Annotated in this window: 20 protein-coding genes and 2 pseudogenes; 6 read left to right on the top strand and 16 right to left on the bottom strand. The window is 41.1% G+C overall.

The features are described from left to right. Positions 1–137 precede the first annotated feature (137 nt). The 5 genes and pseudogenes from AOT11_RS24175 to AOT11_RS14820 all read right to left on the bottom strand — a co-directional run. Positions 138–319, bottom strand: a pseudogene (locus AOT11_RS24175) (hypothetical protein); the annotation flags it as partial. Between the two features lie 115 nt (positions 320–434). Continuing rightward, positions 435–1,307 carry a hypothetical protein gene (locus tag AOT11_RS14845; protein WP_017420690.1) on the bottom strand — a complete coding sequence of 291 codons (873 nt, stop codon included), beginning with the start codon at positions 1,305–1,307 and terminating at the stop codon, positions 435–437. Positions 1,308–1,931: 624 nt separating this feature from the next. Further along, complete coding sequence (locus tag AOT11_RS14835) at positions 1,932–2,219, bottom strand: type II toxin-antitoxin system RelE/ParE family toxin (protein ID WP_017420802.1); 288 nt, start codon at positions 2,217–2,219, stop codon at positions 1,932–1,934. Further along, a complete protein-coding gene (locus tag AOT11_RS14830) occupies positions 2,216–2,497 on the bottom strand; it encodes a type II toxin-antitoxin system Phd/YefM family antitoxin (protein ID WP_017420803.1) in 282 nt (93 codons plus the stop codon). The genes AOT11_RS14835 and AOT11_RS14830 overlap by 4 nt, the downstream gene beginning before the upstream one ends. Before the next feature lie 208 nt (positions 2,498–2,705). Beyond that, on the bottom strand, positions 2,706–3,113 hold the full coding sequence (locus AOT11_RS14820) for a hypothetical protein (RefSeq protein ID WP_017420805.1): 408 nt from the start codon (positions 3,111–3,113) through the stop codon (positions 2,706–2,708). A 300-nt stretch (positions 3,114–3,413) separates the two neighbouring features. Between AOT11_RS14820 and AOT11_RS14815 the strand changes: the two genes are divergently transcribed. Together AOT11_RS14815 and AOT11_RS14810 are read left to right on the top strand one after the other, a co-directional pair. Next, complete coding sequence (locus AOT11_RS14815) at positions 3,414–3,656, top strand: type II toxin-antitoxin system Phd/YefM family antitoxin (protein WP_000557295.1); 243 nt, start codon at positions 3,414–3,416, stop codon at positions 3,654–3,656. 6 nt (positions 3,657–3,662) lie between these two features. Beyond that, entirely contained in the window at positions 3,663–3,959 is a 297-nt protein-coding gene (locus tag AOT11_RS14810; protein ID WP_017420806.1) for a type II toxin-antitoxin system RelE/ParE family toxin, read from the top strand. 196 nt (positions 3,960–4,155) lie between these two features. On the opposite strand, the gene AOT11_RS14805 is transcribed toward AOT11_RS14810, so the two are convergent. Further along, entirely contained in the window at positions 4,156–4,731 is a 576-nt protein-coding gene (locus tag AOT11_RS14805; RefSeq protein WP_017420807.1) for a hypothetical protein, read from the bottom strand. A gap of 1,232 nt (positions 4,732–5,963) precedes the next feature. Between AOT11_RS14805 and AOT11_RS14790 the strand changes: the two are divergent. Next, positions 5,964–7,496: pseudogene (locus tag AOT11_RS14790) on the top strand (IS3 family transposase). Here AOT11_RS14790 and AOT11_RS14785 read toward each other — a convergent pair. After that, complete coding sequence (locus tag AOT11_RS14785; RefSeq protein WP_017420745.1) at positions 7,493–7,873, bottom strand: hypothetical protein; 381 nt, start codon at positions 7,871–7,873, stop codon at positions 7,493–7,495. The pseudogene AOT11_RS14790 and the gene AOT11_RS14785 overlap by 4 nt on opposite strands. A gap of 123 nt (positions 7,874–7,996) precedes the next feature. Here AOT11_RS14785 and AOT11_RS14780 point away from each other — a divergent pair, with 123 nt between their 5' ends. After that, the gene (locus tag AOT11_RS14780; protein WP_026050379.1) at positions 7,997–8,965 is read left to right on the top strand and encodes an IS30-like element ISVvu6 family transposase; all 969 of its coding nucleotides are present in this window, start codon (positions 7,997–7,999) and stop codon (positions 8,963–8,965) included. Positions 8,966–9,000: 35 nt separating this feature from the next. Here AOT11_RS14780 and AOT11_RS14775 read toward each other — a convergent pair whose 3' ends face one another. The 8 genes from AOT11_RS14775 to AOT11_RS14710 all read right to left on the bottom strand — a co-directional run bounded on the left by AOT11_RS14775 (position 9,001) and on the right by AOT11_RS14710 (position 14,450). Further along, the gene (locus AOT11_RS14775; RefSeq protein WP_061778615.1) at positions 9,001–9,516 is read right to left on the bottom strand and encodes a GNAT family N-acetyltransferase; all 516 of its coding nucleotides are present in this window, start codon (positions 9,514–9,516) and stop codon (positions 9,001–9,003) included. Positions 9,517–9,650: 134 nt separating this feature from the next. Beyond that, positions 9,651–10,094 (bottom strand): GNAT family N-acetyltransferase, encoded by a 444-nt coding sequence (locus tag AOT11_RS14765; RefSeq protein ID WP_017420781.1) that lies wholly within the window; start codon positions 10,092–10,094, stop codon positions 9,651–9,653. A 618-nt stretch (positions 10,095–10,712) separates the two neighbouring features. Beyond that, positions 10,713–11,297, bottom strand: a complete 585-nt coding sequence (locus AOT11_RS14755) for a hypothetical protein (protein WP_017420746.1) — start codon at positions 11,295–11,297, stop codon at positions 10,713–10,715. 146 nt (positions 11,298–11,443) lie between these two features. Continuing rightward, positions 11,444–11,689 carry a type II toxin-antitoxin system BrnA family antitoxin gene (gene brnA / locus AOT11_RS14750; protein ID WP_017420747.1) on the bottom strand — a complete coding sequence of 82 codons (246 nt, stop codon included), beginning with the start codon at positions 11,687–11,689 and terminating at the stop codon, positions 11,444–11,446. Beyond that, positions 11,676–11,942: a BrnT family toxin gene (locus AOT11_RS14745; RefSeq protein ID WP_000589156.1), complete on the bottom strand. Its 267-nt coding sequence runs from the start codon at positions 11,940–11,942 to the stop codon at positions 11,676–11,678. The genes brnA and AOT11_RS14745 overlap by 14 nt, the downstream gene beginning before the upstream one ends. Positions 11,943–12,611: 669 nt before the next feature. Next, positions 12,612–12,980 (bottom strand): VOC family protein, encoded by a 369-nt coding sequence (locus AOT11_RS14730; RefSeq protein WP_061778614.1) that lies wholly within the window; start codon positions 12,978–12,980, stop codon positions 12,612–12,614. A gap of 661 nt (positions 12,981–13,641) precedes the next feature. After that, positions 13,642–14,028, bottom strand: a complete 387-nt coding sequence (locus tag AOT11_RS14715; protein ID WP_017420617.1) for a hypothetical protein — start codon at positions 14,026–14,028, stop codon at positions 13,642–13,644. Next, positions 14,025–14,450: a DUF6973 domain-containing protein gene (locus AOT11_RS14710; protein WP_017420616.1), complete on the bottom strand. Its 426-nt coding sequence runs from the start codon at positions 14,448–14,450 to the stop codon at positions 14,025–14,027. Before AOT11_RS14710 ends, AOT11_RS14715 begins: the two co-directional genes overlap by 4 nt. A gap of 318 nt (positions 14,451–14,768) precedes the next feature. Here AOT11_RS14710 and AOT11_RS14705 point away from each other — a divergent pair, with 318 nt between their 5' ends. Together AOT11_RS14705 and AOT11_RS14700 are read left to right on the top strand one after the other, a co-directional pair. Continuing rightward, positions 14,769–15,014 (top strand): type II toxin-antitoxin system CcdA family antitoxin, encoded by a 246-nt coding sequence (locus AOT11_RS14705; RefSeq protein WP_026050326.1) that lies wholly within the window; start codon positions 14,769–14,771, stop codon positions 15,012–15,014. After that, positions 15,014–15,331, top strand: coding sequence for a CcdB family protein (locus tag AOT11_RS14700; protein WP_026050327.1), 318 nt, complete (start codon positions 15,014–15,016; stop codon positions 15,329–15,331). The genes AOT11_RS14705 and AOT11_RS14700 overlap by 1 nt, the downstream gene beginning before the upstream one ends. 128 nt (positions 15,332–15,459) lie before the next feature. Here the strand turns inward: AOT11_RS14700 and AOT11_RS14690 are convergent, their stop codons facing one another. Continuing rightward, positions 15,460–15,681, bottom strand: coding sequence for a VF530 family protein (locus AOT11_RS14690; RefSeq protein ID WP_017420735.1), 222 nt, complete (start codon positions 15,679–15,681; stop codon positions 15,460–15,462). Positions 15,682–15,917: the final 236 nt, after the last annotated feature.

Here is a 15,917-nt window from a genome sequence, read left to right as displayed (position 1 = left end):
TCAATGGCTTACGTTTTACTAAAAACAAGATTAACTCGACTTTGATTTACAAACAAAAACCAAAACGTAGAAAACTGAAATGAATCATAGTTTTGATATTCAGGTTCGGAATTTTGGCAAATCCATTTTGAAGTTTGAAAACCTAGAAATGGATTTCTGATTGAGCGAACCGCCCTAACCTCGCGCTTACCCGAAAATTGATTGAGGCAACTCTCTGAATTTTCAGCGCCAAAGAATAAGTGTCCGAAAAACAGCGAAAAAAAAGCCGGCTTGCCGACAAACACAAAACTGAAAAGCCGAGGGAACAAAGAAAAACCATAACCCACTGATTTTACGTAATTAAGCATAACGCCGCATTAAGGTGTGAGCTACGCTTGGCTATACTTGAGCGAAGCGAAAACGCCAAGCGTTGCGAATCACTCTTAAATGCTTTGTTAGGCTAATTTTTCACGAGCGTCACTAAACTTTTTAAGAACCGTGCCATCAGAGTAACCAGTGTCTAGGAAGCCTTGATTGTTTAACTGAAACCATAAAGATAATGCAGCATCTAGACCATACTTGTTTTCTTCTGGGTCAACATTTTTCAGATACATTTCTGGATCTTCAGCTAAGTCTTCCGCATACCATCGAACACCATTAGGAAAATGGATTCCGTCTTGACCAAAGTTTAATAAGGACTCCCCACTAGCATAGCGGCTGACTGTTGATGCATCTAGATATAGACCTCGAACATAAACCTGATTTTTCCAGCACATCGCAACACTTGCAGCTATATATCCACGTGACTTCCAATAGGAGAATACCCAGCCACTACAAAGGTAGTAACGAAAGTAAGGCTTATTATTAATATGACCTAAAGTCTCTTGCAGAATGAGGACAGACTCTGTTCCTCGGTCGACTTTATCGACAGTAAGTAACACTCCATCAAGGTTCTCACAACCACATTTTGTTACTAGTTCAGAGAGAAAATTACTAAATTTCTGCGGGTACTTATAAAAGTTATAGGTTGGGTAAACCTCTTCTGATGAGCCGTCTAACCAATCTCGGTTTATACCGAAGAGATTACATGTAGAAGTCAGAATTTCGTTATTTAGCTTTTCAAGAAGACGTTTGTCACTACTAACATCATGGAATGTTAAACCATGCCCGATAACATTAGGAATTTGATTTCTATGGACTCCATGAGCTTCAAAAACACTAACTAGACGAGTAGATAAAAGTTCCTGAGGTGTTTTGTCTCCCTTTTTGAAAGGCTTAATTACCCTTTCAACTAAAGATACAAATGACTCAATTTCTCCGAATATCAACTGAACTTCTCCTTATTAGCCTAACGCTGCGTTAAGGGGTGAGTGCCGCATAAACCAAGCTTCTGCAGACCACCTTCACCACCAAAACTCACCGCATACTAAAAATGCCACGCGGCATGAATCCCTCTTAAACGCCTTGTTATGTTTAAGGCTCAAAGGGTTAAGTTTTGCGATACCAAGAGCTTAACTCGAGTTGCCTTTAAAAACCAAAACCAGACGCTAAAAAGCTGAATTAACTCATAAATTTGATTCTAATGATTTTGAGTTCTAGCGTGAAAAACCGAAAGCTGGAGCTCAAACTTTGAAACTAAGACGCTTTATTCGACTCACAAACGCACTGAGCTTTAATGAGGCAACTCTCAGAATTTTTCGCGCCCACGAATTGGAGTCCAGAAAACAGCGACCACTAAAAGTAACTTGCCGACAAGACCAAAATTAGAAAGCTGAGAAAGCAAAGAAAAGATGCAACCAACTGATTTTAAGTGACTAAACATAACGCCGCGTTAAGTGGTGAACAACGCAACCACCTTACCTAAACCATTGCACAGTAAACACTAAAGCCAAATTAAACTAAAAATGCCACGCGTTGTGAATCCGTCTTAAACGCCTTGTTATAACACAGTTTTACACGTCATCTTCAGACAATATTTGGCGACAATTACGAACTGTTAGTACGCGGATTTCATGACTTAAGCTGTAGATAATCCGATAGTGACCAAAGATGATTTCGCGATAGTTCGTATGGGGCATTTCAGGAACAAAGCGCCCCATTTCAGGCATACTTCCAAGGAGTTGAGTTTTATCAAAAACTTCATTTACCCACTTTTCTGCCGCAGATGGATTATCCAAAGAAATAAACTCCGCTGCATCGCCTAGCTTTTGAAGCGCTAAAGGAGACCAAACTACTTTCATTTCTTAATGCGTCCCAATACTTGAGCGCGAGCATCAGCATTGGAAACACCAAGACCTGAAGCTAATTGAGCTTCAGCTGTACGCATTTCTTCTAGTAATTCAATTTTCTCTTGCATTGCTTCATACTCTGCAACGTCAAGAACAACAGCAACACCTTTACCACGTTGTGTAATGACCAATGGACGGCGAGTCTCATTGATTTGTTTTATGTAAGAAGCTACACCTGCACGAAATTCAGATAACGGCTGAATATCTTGATCGAAATGAATACGACTCATATTGAACTCCAATTAGTACAAAATAACGTACAAATAATAGTTCAACCAACCGTTTTGAGCAAGAGGTTGATTCTGTGTTATAACGCTGCGTTAAGGGGTGAATGCCGCATAAACCAAGCTTCCGCAGACCACTTTCACCACCAAAACTCACTGCAAACCAAAAATGCCATGCGGCATGAATCCCGCTTAAACGCCTTGTTATGTGTAATTATTTGGAGACTCTAGCCCAACCAACAACTTCTTTATTCATTAGCTCAATAATAGACCCACTCCAATCCTTATATTGCCCACTCTCTGTTTGAAACTGACCAAAGCACTGTGTTGTTCCATTTTCTGTTTGCAAACGTGATTGATGTACGGAAACAATTTTCCCTTTCTCTTTCCCGTCTTTATCGATCCAATATTGAAAACTCGATGCATTTTCCGTACAACTCGGTCCGTAATGTGCGTACTGTTGATAGACAGACTTGCCAGCAATGAAAGAGGCGAGTAAGACACCGATTACTACTATTTTTATCGCTATAGTTAAAACTACATTTGTTTGCTCAAGTGTGACCTTTGTAGTTGTGGATTTTGAATCTTTAACTTCATTTTTTTGTACTTGCAAATCTTCCATTTTGAATCCTAGATCTTGATTTAAAATGAAATTTTATTCAAACCTCCTTCATTATAATGTGAGTATTGACGCATATTTCACATAACGCCCAATTAAGGGGTGAACAACGCCTCCACCCAAACCTAAAGCATTGTGCCATAAACACTAAATTTGAAGTAGAAGCAAAAATGCCAAGCGTTGAGAATCCCTCTTAAATTGCTTGTTAGTTTACCCTTTGCACAAATCGCACGATTTAATCATATTGACCATTTCGTGCGAACAACTATAATCTTACTGTGATTCCAGATTTGGAGAGTGATCATGCACACATTAACAGCAAATGATGCCAAACGTAATTTTGGTGAGTTACTTCTGAGCGCTCAACGTGAGCCAGTGAAAATTAGCAAAAATAGCAAAGATGCCGTAGTTGTTATGTCGATTAAAGACTATGAAGAGCTGGAGGCAATGAAAACTGATTACCTGAGACATTGTTTCGAGTCAGCTAAGCAAGACTTGGCACAAGGCAATGTGGTTGATGGTGAAGACTTTTTAAACGCCTTATAACCCATTATGCAAAAGAATAAATATAAGCTAAGTAAATTAGCACAGACTCATTTACAAAAAATCAGAAACTATACCGTCAACAATTTCTCTGAGATGCAATGGCGAAGCTACAAAGATACCTTACTAACAGGGTTTCAAATGCTTGCTGACAACCCGGCTGTTGGTCGCAGTTGCGATGAGATATACCCAAGTGGTTTTTATTTCCCTGTAGGCAAGCACACCGCTTACTTTACAAAAGAAGATGGCTTCATTTTAGTTGTTGCTGTACTCGGTCAATCACAACTTCCGCAGAACCACCTGTAATTAAGATTTCACCCTAGGATTGGATTTAGGGTGATGATCTTCACTGGTAAACTAACGCCCAATTAAGGGGTGAACAACGCCACTACCCAACCTAACGCATTGTACCGTAAACACTAAATTTGAAGTAGAAGCAAAAGTGCCAAGCGTTGTGAATCCCTCTTAAATTGCTTGTTAGGCGTCTTGAACTCACTGAGAACTACCATACTTTCCACCATGGTTTACGTTCTAAATTGAACACATTATTGGCGAGTTTGTTTAACTCTATAGCCTGACTTTCAGACAGGTAGAACCAGATACTGGCTTGCCCATTATCCTTTGGATAGAAGTCAAATCCCGGTTGACGTAAATCGCTTAGTATAATTTCTATAGTTTTCGCATCTGCCCAATCATCGTCTATTTCAGGCTTCAGCAGCCTATTAACACCATCGACTGAATACCGAAGCTCTGCATAATGTTCTTCTAGGTTTACGCTATCTCGCAACCCTTCTAAATTCTTAGCTCTGCCTGTAATTCGATGGAACTGCTTTACGATTTCAGCATAGGAACCGTCGTCTTCAATCGCCTCTACATCGAAGTTCCAAGCTTGATCACAAACAAACCGTCCCCATGGCTCTTCTTCAATCTCTATTCCATATACAAAAAGAATTAGATCAAAAGGATTCGATTCATATTCTTCTCTCGAATATGAAAGTAGCAAATCGTTAATAGTCACACCTTCATTGAGCAACAACCCTATGTCTGATAACTTTTCAATTTGTTCTTCGAGTTTCATTAGCTAATACTCCGTAGTCCATTTCATAGGCGCCTAACGCTGCGTTAAGGGGTGAATGCCGCATAAACCAACTTTCCGCAGACCATTTTCACCACCAAAACTCACTGCAAACCAAAAATGCCACGCGGCATGAATCCCTCTTAAACGCCTTGTTATGCTTAAGCTTCAATGGGTTACGTTTGACCAAAACCAAGATTAACTCGACTTTGATTTACACACAAAAGCCAAAAACCAAAAAACTGAAATGACTCATGATTTTGAAAATCAGACTTTGAACTGTGGCAGCCAAAACGAAAAAACCTAAGATCAAATTTCTGATTGAGCCAACTACCCTAACCTAGCGCTTACCCGAAAATTGACTGAGGCAACTCTCTGAATTTCCAGCGCCAAAGAATAAATGTCCGAAAAACAGCGCTCTAAGAAGCCAACTTGCCGACAAACACCGAACTGAAAAGCCGAGGGAACAAAGAAAAACCATAACCAACTGATTTTACGTGATTAAGCATAACGCTGCGTTAAGGGGTGAATGCCGCATAAACCAACTTTTCGCAGACCACCTTCACCACCAAAACTGACTGCAAACCAAAAATGCCACGCGGCATGAATCCCGCTTAAACGCCTTGTTATGTTTAAGGCTCAAAGGGTTAAGTTTGCGATACCAAGAGCTTAACTCGACTTACCTTTGCAAACCAAAACTAAACGCTAAAAAGCTGAATTAACTCATAAATTTGATTCTAATGATTTTGAGTTTTAGCGTGAGAAACCGAAAACTGGAGCTCAAACTTTGAAACCAAGACGCTTTATTCGACTCATAAACGCACTGAGCTTTAATGAGGCAACTCTTAGAATTTTTCGCGCCCACGAATTGGAGTCCAGAAAACAGCGACCACCGAAAGCCAGCTTGCCGACAAGACCAAAATTAGAAAGCAAAAAAATCTGCAACCAACTGATTTTACGTGACTAAACATAACGCCCGCTTAAGTGGTGAGCAACGCTACCAAAAAACTCGACTATTGCACCGTAAACACAAAAGTCAAATCAAACCAAAACCGTCGAGCGTTGCGAATCCGTCTTAAAGCGTTTGTTATGTAGCTAGTCACTACTACCCAAATCAAGAAAGTCTATTCCACCAGAGCTGTCTAAACTCGTGTTCGTAACTTTACCCTTCCCCCCTCTGGCAGGATAGTTGTCACTGTTAAAATTTAACCAGTTTGGGTGGTAATGAGTGAGTTTTGAATCGCATTCCAACAGAAAGAAAAGAAGCCATATTGAAGAAGCTACTGCCTCCTTATTCAATGTCTGTAAGCCAAGTAGCAAAAGAGGAAGGTATTAGCACTGCCACCCTGTATCATTGGCGGCAGCAACTTAGACGTTCAGGAGCCGCTGTGCCAAATAGTCATACTTCATCAGAGCAGTGGTCTGCTCAAACTAAACTCGCCATTGTCGCTGAAACTTACTCGATGACGGAGAATGAACTCAGTCAGTATTGCCGCGAGAAAGGCTTGTTCCCTGAACAAGTGCAAGGTTGGCGAAGTGAGTGTATGCAAGGGTTTATGTCTGCTAAAGAGCGTGAGGCTGAAGCCAAGAAACAAGCTAAAGCTGACAAACTTGAAATTAAAGAGCTGAAAAAAGAGTTACGCTTTAAAGAAAAAGCGTTAGCGGAAACGGCGGCGCTATTGGTTCTTCGAAAAAAGCTGAGAGCCTTTTACGGGGAAGAGCCAGAGGAAGATTAACCTCAACCGATGAAAGGCAATACTTGCTCACTCTTATCCACGATGCCAAGCGAAGTGGCTGCCGTCTAGAGTACGCCTGCAATGAAGTTCAAATCGACTTGAGAACGTATCGACGCTGGTATCAGCGAGGTGAAATACGGACAGACAAAAGACCGACCTGCGTTAGACCTGTGCCTGCTAACAAGCTATCACCGCAAGAGCGCAATGCGATTATTGAGGTGTGCAACCGCCCTGAATACGCAAGTTTACCACCAACTCAAATTGTCCCGACGTTGCTTGATAATGGTGAGTATATTGCTTCAGAGTCGAGCTACTATCGGGTTTTGAAAGCAGAAGGTCAGCTTCATACCCGAGGTCGTCAGCGAAGTCGACAAAGGCAGGCCAAGCCAACAAGTTATACGGCAACAGGTCCCAATCAGGTGTACACATGGGACATTACGTACTTGCCATCTGTGGTTAAGGGACAGCACTATTCTCTACGTGATTGAAGATATCTATAGCCGAAAAATCGTTGGCTATGATGTCTACGAATGTGAATGCGGTGAGTTAGCGTCACAGTTATTGCAGCGGACGCTGATGCGCGAGCAATGCTTTAATCAGCCACTGGTACTTCACTCGGACAATGGTGCGCCAATGAAGTCACTGACGTTCAGAGCGAAAATGGATGAGCTTGGTATTACTTCATCATACAGTCGCCCGAGAGTCAGTGATGATAACCCGTATGTTGAGTCGCTGTTCCGCACAGTGAAGTACATGCCTAGCTGGCCAACAAAAGGCTTTGAACAACTCGATGTAAGTCGTAGTTGGGTTGAGGCGTTCGTACGTTGGTACAACACCGAGCACAAGCACAGTAAGTTAAATTACGTTACGCCATCAGAGCGTCACAGTGGTAAAGATAGCGAGATTTTAAGACGTCGTTCGGATGTGTTGTCGATAGCAAGAGAGCGACACCCAGAGCGTTGGTCAGGCAAGATAAGGAACTGTGAACCCGTTGGTGAGGTTCATCTAAATCCAGAAAGAAAAGCCGCTTAATAACTAAGCGAATGATGACAACTACCTTGAAAAACGCCGATTGTTATGCGTTTTTTTTTGAAAATTTGCCTATGAACTTCTAGTAAATATTTTTCAACTTCACCAGTGATAAATTCCAAGTACTCTTTATCAATAACTAACTTACCTTTATCATCCCAACTTAAGTAAGTAGAACCATTTACAATGCTGATGATTTGTTTTTTATTTTTATATGAGTCTACATAACCATTACAATGTACTAAGCAATTCCTTACTTTGTTGAAGCTACTTAAATTGGACCATACTCCGTTTAAGCTATCACTATTTATGATTCCATGTATTTCGAGGTAAGTCTTCGCTCTAACAATACCTTCACCACGGAGCTCCGATACTTCCACAGCAAATCCATTCTTTCGTTGAGTATACAAACTTGGATTCAAGTACGAAGTGCGACACCTCTGAACATAAAAACAGTAAGGTGCGATAATCATGAACTTTGCTCCCGCCAAGAAGTAAAAAACATGAAATACACACACCTCACTGAGAACGAAAGATATATGATTTCTGCGCTCAGAAAGCAAGGAATTAGTACCGCTAAAATAGCTAAACAACTGGGGCGCCATAAAGCCACTATCTATCGAGAAATTGAACGCAATTGTCGTTACAACAAGTTCTTCGATAGGTACTCTTATCAACCACGGCGGGCACAGCAAATGGCTCGTAACCGGCTGAGCCGCTCGCGCAGAAACAAGCGCTACAGCAAAAGCGACTTTAGGTTACCTGAGGCCTTGCTACGACTGGATTGGAGCCCTGACCAAATCGTCGGATATCTAAGAATGAGAGGCTATCCAACAATGAGCCACGAGCTCATTTATCAGCACGTTTGGAACGACAAAGCTCTCGGTGGAACACTATGGAAACACCTACGGCAATCTTCCAAGAAAAGGCGTAAAAGGTACAACTCAAAAGACAGTCGAGGACGGCTTGCAAATAAGCGTCATATTACCGAAAGACCAGAAAATGCTGAGCATCGAAAAGAGCCTGGTCATTGGGAAATTGATACTGTCGTTGGCCGCGGAACCAAGCACTGTATCGTGACTTTAGTCGACAGAATGACTGGCTACACTTTTATCGGGCAAATGGACGATAGAACAAGCGAGTCGCTCAACGTAAGAATGAGCAAAATCATGACCCGCTCTGACTTACCTTTTAAGACGATAACTTCGGATAACGGCACTGAATTTCATGGTTACGCACAACTAGAAAAACACCATAACTGTCTGTTTTACTTTGCAAACCCATACCACTCATGGGAGCGAGGCACTAATGAAAACACCAATGGTTTGATACGACAATACTTACCAAAACGAACTTCCATGTCACACGTGACACAGAAGCTATGCAATGAAATTGCACACAAATTAAATACGCGCCCACGCAAAAGACTTGGGTATAGAACACCACTGGAGTATATTCATGCGCATCTGTAGAAAGTGTCGCACTTCAAACTTGATACTAAGTGAATTTATACCGCTGAAAGATAAACGCAAACTTCTCTCTCACCACCTTGCATACGAAGTGTTTGATTTTCTACGTAAGTAACACCAAGTTTATCGATAACTGACTTTGAACGGTCATTACCAACAAGATGCATGACCTTTAACTCTCGCAATCCATGACTTTCTTTTGCGTACTCAATTAATGCCTTTGATGCTTCTGTCGCATAACCTTGCCCCCAAAAATCAACGCCCAACCAATAACCCAAGATTCCTTGGCCATCTTTTAAGCTCGGCAAACTCACGGCTCCAATAAGCTCTAACGATTCTTTACGGACAATCGCATAAACAATGCTCTCTCCGCTGGCAAAGCCAACTTCATGTGTTTCGATCCATGAAATTGCATCTGAAACTTTATATGGATGCGGTATGTTTGCCGTCATTTCTGCGATTCGTTTATCACCGGCCAACACAGATACTTGCTCTGCATCAGAGTGTTCAAATGGCCTAAGGATTAAACGTTCTGTTTCTAAAACTTGCTGCATTATTCCCCCAATTCACCTAACGCTGCGTTAAGGGGTGAATGCCGCCTAAACCAGCTTTCCGCAGACCACTTTCGCCACAAAACTCACTGCAAACCAAAAATGCCACGCGGCATGAATCCCACTTAAACGCCTTGTTATGAGCACGAAGCCAAACGCTCCATAAACACAAAATTTTCGTTTTCAGATGTAACTGAAAAACCATGACGACCATACAAATTAGCAACTCGACTACCTTGTAAATAACACAGTTCTATACGTTTATTTTCTTTTGAAGCTATCGCAATACACTGTTTTAGGATGCTTGAGCCAATACCTTTACCATGAAATTCTGGAAGCAAGAAAAATCGGCCAAAGTATAGGCTGCCACCTTTGTTTTGAAGGAGATAACTACCTGCACGCTTTCCATCAATTTCTATGATTGTTGGTTTTGCCTCGTTCCACTCTGCCAAATGCAACTTCCATTGCAAGCTTTCATCCCAACCGAACACTGACTTTATTGCATCAAACTCTGCTAATTTCTTTAATTCAAAGAGAAACTCATAGTCGTCAACTGTAGCTTCTCGCTCTTTATAAAACATTACTACTGAACCATTTTATTGGGGTGCTCATAACGCTGCGTTAAGGGGTGAGTGCCGCCTAAACCAACTTTCCGCAGACCACTTTCACCACAAAAATCACCGCAAACTAAAAATGCCACGCGGCATGAATCCCTCTTGAACGCCTTGTTATGTTTAAGGCCCAAAGGGTTAAGTTTGCAATACCATTAGCTTAACTCGACTTACCTTTGCAAACCAAAACCAGACGCTAACAATCTGAATTAACTCATAATTTTGAATGTTCTGACTTTGAGTTTTAACGTGGAAAACCGAAAAGCCGGGCTTTAACTTTGAAATCAAAATCACTTAACTCACCTCGCCTACACTCTGCATTTCAATGAGGAAACTCTCTGAACCTTTAGCGCCCACGAATTGGAGTCCAGAAAACAGCGAGCACTAAACGTAACTTGCCGACAAGACCAAAATTAGAAAGCCGAGAATGCAAAGAAAAGATGCAACCAACTGATTTTACGTGACTAAACATAACGCCGCGTTAAGGGGCGCAGGCACGCACTACAAAAGTGACTGCATACGCCTTAACCACGAAACAAATTGCAAACCGAGAATGCCACGCGTGACAAGTCCCTCTTTAACGCTTTGTTATATTGTGGCTTCATAGTTCTCTTTTACCATGTTAAAGATGCTTTCTAGATACTTAGAAATAACTTTGTCCCACTCAGAAATCAACGTTGAAACATCTGTATCGTGGGATAGAAAGCCACTCTCATGATTCGCAGAGTATCCCTTTAATTTTCCCTGTCGAAGAGCGCGGCGATTTAATACAAAGCTATGTTCTTTGACTTTTTTACCACCTCGATTTGCGCTATGCGCAGCGAAACTGTTTCGAATATCAAAGATTGTACAACCTTGAAGTTCACTCAATTCAAATTCTATCCCCATTTTTCTGAGTAAAACTAACAGAGCTTGCTGTTGCATATAAACAGCATTGAGAACACCATAAAAGTACAAGTACAACTCGCCAATCGATAACGAGGAATTTCGTTCTAAAAACGAATGCTTCGCTAATTGGGTATCTTCTAATAAGTAGAAACTGTCCATAATTGAGTTGTAAGCATCACTCGTATTCACCGAGACTATAGCGAATAGGTCATTATCATTCTCAACATTACAAGAATGGTCAAAGATGATCGCTCGAATTAAAGCCATTATTTCATCAATTTCCAAGCGCTGAACTCCAAAAACAATATAACGCCGCATTAAGGGGCGAACAACGCACAAAGCACTTAATGCATAGCAAATTCATCACAAAAACAGACGCATGGCAAAAATGCCACGCGTTGTGAGTCCCTCTTAAATGCTTTGTTAGCCGTTTATCTCACACTTGAATGATGAGACACGCTCTCTAACCTTTCTGCCAACCAAATTTTAATGATTGATTGACGTGTTACACCAATACGACTCGCTTCTCTGTCCAAGGACTCAAGCATCCAGGCTGGAAAATCCACATTGACTCGTTTTTGCTTATGCATCGGTCTTTTAGCTTGCGATAGATCCAAGTTCATTACGATATCATCGTCGTCACTTTCAAACTTGGCATCAAATTCATGCGCTTTCATAAAGGCTTACCTCCGCTTTCCGTGAACGCCGAACCGAGATGATCCTGATATTCGTACCTCGGTAGGTAATTACTCCTGACCAATGCTTACCGTTTAGTAAGCCGACAACCAAATATCTGGGCTCATCACTCGTGTTAGCAGGGATCTCGATAAGATCTGAATCATTCCACAACCCTTGAGCTGTATGAAAATCAATACCATGCTTTTCGAGATTACTTCTGCTTTTGTTTTCATCAAATTCAAATTTAATCATGAGTAAAAACTACACCCTTTTTACTCATTAGGCAAACTTTGTTTATTGATGACGGCTAACGCCGCGTTAAGGGGTGAATCCCGCCTAAACCAACTTTCCGCAGACCACTTTCACCACCAAAACCACCGCATACCAAAAATGCCACGCGGCATGAATCCCGCTTAAACGCCTTGTTATGCTTAAGCTTCAATGGCTTACGATTAACTAGAACCAAGATTAACTCGAATTTGATTCACAAACAAAAGACAAAGATTAGAAAACCGAAATGACTCATAGTTTTGATATTCAGGCTCGGAACTTTGGCAGATCTAGTTTGAAGTTTGAAAGCCTAGAAATGGATTTCTGATTGAGCCAACCGCCATAGCCTCGCGCTTACCCGAAAATTGACTGAGGCAACTCTCAGAGTTTTTAGCGCCAAAGAATAAGTGTCCAGAAAACAGCGCTCAAAAAAGCCAACTTGCCGACAAACACCGAACTGCAAAGCCAAGGGAACAAAGAAAAACCATAAACCACTGATTTTATTTAATTAAGCATAACGCCGCGTTAAGGGGCGCAGGCACGCAATACAAAAGCTACCGCATAGTGCCGTAACCACTAAACCCAACGCAAATTGAAAATGCCACGCGTGCTAAGTCCCGCTTTAACGCTTTGTTATATGCGTTGTTTTAACTACATAAAGACTGCTTCAACTTTGTTTCCATCAGCATCGCGGACAAATGCCGCATAGTAAGTCTCAGCGTACTCTGGACGTAAGCCAGGCTTACCTGCACACGAGCCTCCAAGCTCTAATGCAGTAGCATAAAACAGGTCAACAGCTTCTTTACTTGGCGCATTGAAAGCGATGTGAGTTCCGTTATCAGAAGAAGCTCCATTTTCACATGGACAACCTACCCAAAACTCAAAATTCTCACCGTAGGCAGCCGCCACATTTTCAATGTAATGCGAACGCTTTACCGATAATGCGGATAGAACTGAATCGTAAAAAGCCACAGCAGATGCCACATTTGAAACACCAACTGAGACATGATTTAGAATCATTTTAAGCTCCTTTTTACTCACAGATTTTGAAAGCATATAACGCCGCGTTAAGGGGTGCAGGCACGCACTACAAAAGCTACCGCACAGCGACTTAATCACTGAACCCAACGCAAACCGAAAATGCCACGCGTGCCAAATCCCACTTAAACGCTTTGTTATGCTTAAGCTTCAATGACTTACGTTTACTAAAAACAAGATTAACTCGACTTTGATTCAGAAACAAAAGCCAAAACGTAGAAAACCGAAATGAATCATAGTTTTGATAATCAGGCTCGGAATTTTGGCAAATCTGGTTTGAAGTTTGAAAACCTAAAAATGGATTTCTGATTGAGCTAACCGCCCTAACCTCGCGCTTGCCCGAGAATTGAATGAGGCAATTCTCTGAATTTCCAGCGCTAAAGAATAAGAGTCCGAAAAGCAGCGCTCAAAAAAGCCGACTTGCCGACAAACACAAAACTGAAAAGCTGAGGGAACAAAGAAAACCATAAACCACTGATTTTAGTTGATTAAGCATAACGCCCTGTTAAGGTGTGAGCAACGCAATACCGATGCCGCCGCATAGCACCTTAAACACTAAACGCAACGCATAGTAAAAATGCCATGCGTTGCGAATCACTCTTAAACAGTTTGTTATGTGTTACAACTAAGGTGACTTTTATTTTTATCTTCCTACATTGACTACATCATTCACACCAATGCTAAATTTTGCCTCAGTACGTTTTATACATGTATTACTAAAAAGTGAAAAATCAATTTCCCTTGATAATTCACTATATTTAATAACTTCGTCATCATTAGCAAATAATAAAAGTGTAATACTATCTAAATCTGATATTCTACTTAGATTCTCAGCATCCCAGTCGAATCCCAGTAAAGAACGAGCAGCAGTATTATTGGAGTACGGACCTAAAAAACAGACTCGATTCCAATCACCTTCGACAACTTCAGAAAAATCGACACTACTGTCATTTAATCTTAGTTGTATCTCATTTGTATCTGAACAGGATACTTGAAGTAAAATAAAGAAAATCATAACCAATTTTTTCATTTTTTCTTCTCTTTCTTCTCTTTCTTTATTACCTTAAGACGACCTGCTAGCAATGAAGTGTAACAATAATGTGCAAGTTTATCATTACTCGCCATCGATAACCCTAACCGAATACCAACTTTATTATTGTGTAAATCCATGACCTTTTCATTTTCTGGGTTTTCCGGAAAGTTTTCATGTGCTGTCGTAAATTCGAGAGCATTTTTGTATCCAATGTCACGAGCTAGCATCGAAGACCAAAAACAATGACGAAATGCATCGCTTTTATCATTGTGTCCATTGATGCCAAAGCGAGATTCTGTTTCGAAAAAAGCAACATCTTTCGCTTCTTTTATTGCTATAGCATGGTGAGGGTTTAATTTAAGATACTCTTTTTCACCTTCTTTAAGAGAATTGTATTGTTGATAAATATGTTTAACCATGAGACCTCCGCATTTAAACACAAACTAGCCTACACTTTTAAAACAAATCCACATAACTAAAAACTGATTAAAAATAAGACCTTGAGAAGGAAAGCACAGTTACATGATTATCAATTACATCTTCGAACTTACTCGGACACATAACGCCCAATTAAGGTGTGAGCCACGCTACCACTGCACTCAACTTGGACGCCGTAAACACTAAACTAAACCCAAACTAAAAATGCCAAGCGTGGGGAATCACTCTTAAATTGTTTGTTATATGCCTTTCGTGCGCCTATACTTAATGCGCACCATAAATACGCATAGGTAATTATTATGAGAAACGCATATAGTACGCAAGCACCCAAGAAGGCTGCAAACTTAAGCTTAAATAGCGAGTTACTCGCTGAAGCTAAGCGCCTAAACATAAACCTCTCGGCAACAATGGAAAAAGCCCTTGAAAAAGAAGTAAATCAGCGCCGTAAGACTGAGTGGTTAGAGCAAAATGCTGATGCTATCAACGCTTGCAATGAACTAACCGAAAATCACGGTCTGTTTTCTGATTCTTATCGAGTATTCTAATGTCACAGTTTTCACTATACCAAAATAACGATAAAAGCACTGCTACCGCTTACCCATACTTTGTTGATGTTCAAAGTGAAATGCTTGATACACTGAATACCCGACTGGTGATTCCATTAACACCGGTTGAAATGTTAGAGAAGAAAGCCCCTACTCACCTATGCCCAGTGATCCACATTGATGAAGGTGACTTCGTAATCCTAACTCACCAAATGGCGAGTGTACCAACTAAGATATTGCGTGATCCGGTAAATGATTTGAGCACTTTTAGAAACGAGATTATTGCTGCTATCGACTTCCTGATTACTGGCATATAACGCTGCGTTAAGGGGTGAGTGCCGCATAAACCAAGTTTCTGCAGACCGCTTTCACCACCAAAACTCACTGCAAACCAAAAATGCCACGCGGCATGAATCCCTCTTAAACGCTTTGTTATGCAAATGTTCTAACGGCAAAACGTATCTATATACAAAGCCTCAACCTTGTCTCTCGCCCACTGTGTGCGACGCAAAAACTTAAGAGAAGATTTGATTGATGGATTGCTGTAAAAACAGTTAATTTGAATTTCTCTGTCTAACCCTTCCCAACCATAGTGCTCTTGTAAGCGAACAAGGATTTTCTCTAACGTTAATCCATGTAAAGGGTTGTTTGGCTGATCTTGGCTCATTGCTTTGGTCCTAATAATACCGCTTAGTTTGGACGCAGTTTACCAGAATGCTTTAGCCAGTTAGCCAATTTATTTACATCTACAGCCTAAGACATAAGCATTGAGAAATGGGCTGATTTGAATATTTGCATAACGCTGCGTTAAGGGGTGCAGGCACGCAATACAAAAGCTACCGCACAGCGACTTAATCACTGAGCCCAACGCAAACCGAAAATGCCACGCGTGCCAAATCCCAC

It is taken from the genome of Vibrio vulnificus NBRC 15645 = ATCC 27562 (assembly GCF_002224265.1).
GTDB lineage: Bacteria > Pseudomonadota > Gammaproteobacteria > Enterobacterales > Vibrionaceae > Vibrio > Vibrio vulnificus.
The sequence above is the reverse complement of the archived record's forward strand: the minus strand, read 5'-3'. Positions and strand labels throughout refer to the sequence as shown.

Bases quoted from the DNA above. Each gene is read 5' to 3' on its own strand.
- AOT11_RS14835 (WP_017420802.1), bottom strand. From the start codon at position 2,219: ATGAAAGTAGTTTGGTCTCCTTTAGCGCTTCAAAAGCTAGGCGATGCA.
- AOT11_RS14830 (WP_017420803.1), bottom strand. From the start codon at position 2,497: ATGAGTCGTATTCATTTCGATCAAGATATTCAGCCGTTATCTGAATTT.
- AOT11_RS14820 (WP_017420805.1), bottom strand. From the start codon at position 3,113: ATGGAAGATTTGCAAGTACAAAAAAATGAAGTTAAAGATTCAAAATCC.
- AOT11_RS14815 (WP_000557295.1), top strand. From the start codon at position 3,414: ATGCACACATTAACAGCAAATGATGCCAAACGTAATTTTGGTGAGTTA.
- AOT11_RS14810 (WP_017420806.1), top strand. From the start codon at position 3,663: ATGCAAAAGAATAAATATAAGCTAAGTAAATTAGCACAGACTCATTTA.
- AOT11_RS14805 (WP_017420807.1), bottom strand. From the start codon at position 4,731: ATGAAACTCGAAGAACAAATTGAAAAGTTATCAGACATAGGGTTGTTG.
- AOT11_RS14780 (WP_026050379.1), top strand. From the start codon at position 7,997: ATGAAATACACACACCTCACTGAGAACGAAAGATATATGATTTCTGCG.
- AOT11_RS14775 (WP_061778615.1), bottom strand. From the start codon at position 9,516: ATGCAGCAAGTTTTAGAAACAGAACGTTTAATCCTTAGGCCATTTGAA.
- AOT11_RS14765 (WP_017420781.1), bottom strand. From the start codon at position 10,094: ATGTTTTATAAAGAGCGAGAAGCTACAGTTGACGACTATGAGTTTCTC.
- brnA (WP_017420747.1), bottom strand. From the start codon at position 11,689: ATGAAAGCGCATGAATTTGATGCCAAGTTTGAAAGTGACGACGATGAT.
- AOT11_RS14745 (WP_000589156.1), bottom strand. From the start codon at position 11,942: ATGATTAAATTTGAATTTGATGAAAACAAAAGCAGAAGTAATCTCGAA.
- AOT11_RS14730 (WP_061778614.1), bottom strand. From the start codon at position 12,980: ATGATTCTAAATCATGTCTCAGTTGGTGTTTCAAATGTGGCATCTGCT.
- AOT11_RS14715 (WP_017420617.1), bottom strand. From the start codon at position 14,028: ATGAAAAAATTGGTTATGATTTTCTTTATTTTACTTCAAGTATCCTGT.
- AOT11_RS14710 (WP_017420616.1), bottom strand. From the start codon at position 14,450: ATGGTTAAACATATTTATCAACAATACAATTCTCTTAAAGAAGGTGAA.
- AOT11_RS14705 (WP_026050326.1), top strand. From the start codon at position 14,769: ATGAGAAACGCATATAGTACGCAAGCACCCAAGAAGGCTGCAAACTTA.
- AOT11_RS14700 (WP_026050327.1), top strand. From the start codon at position 15,014: ATGTCACAGTTTTCACTATACCAAAATAACGATAAAAGCACTGCTACC.
- AOT11_RS14690 (WP_017420735.1), bottom strand. From the start codon at position 15,681: ATGAGCCAAGATCAGCCAAACAACCCTTTACATGGATTAACGTTAGAG.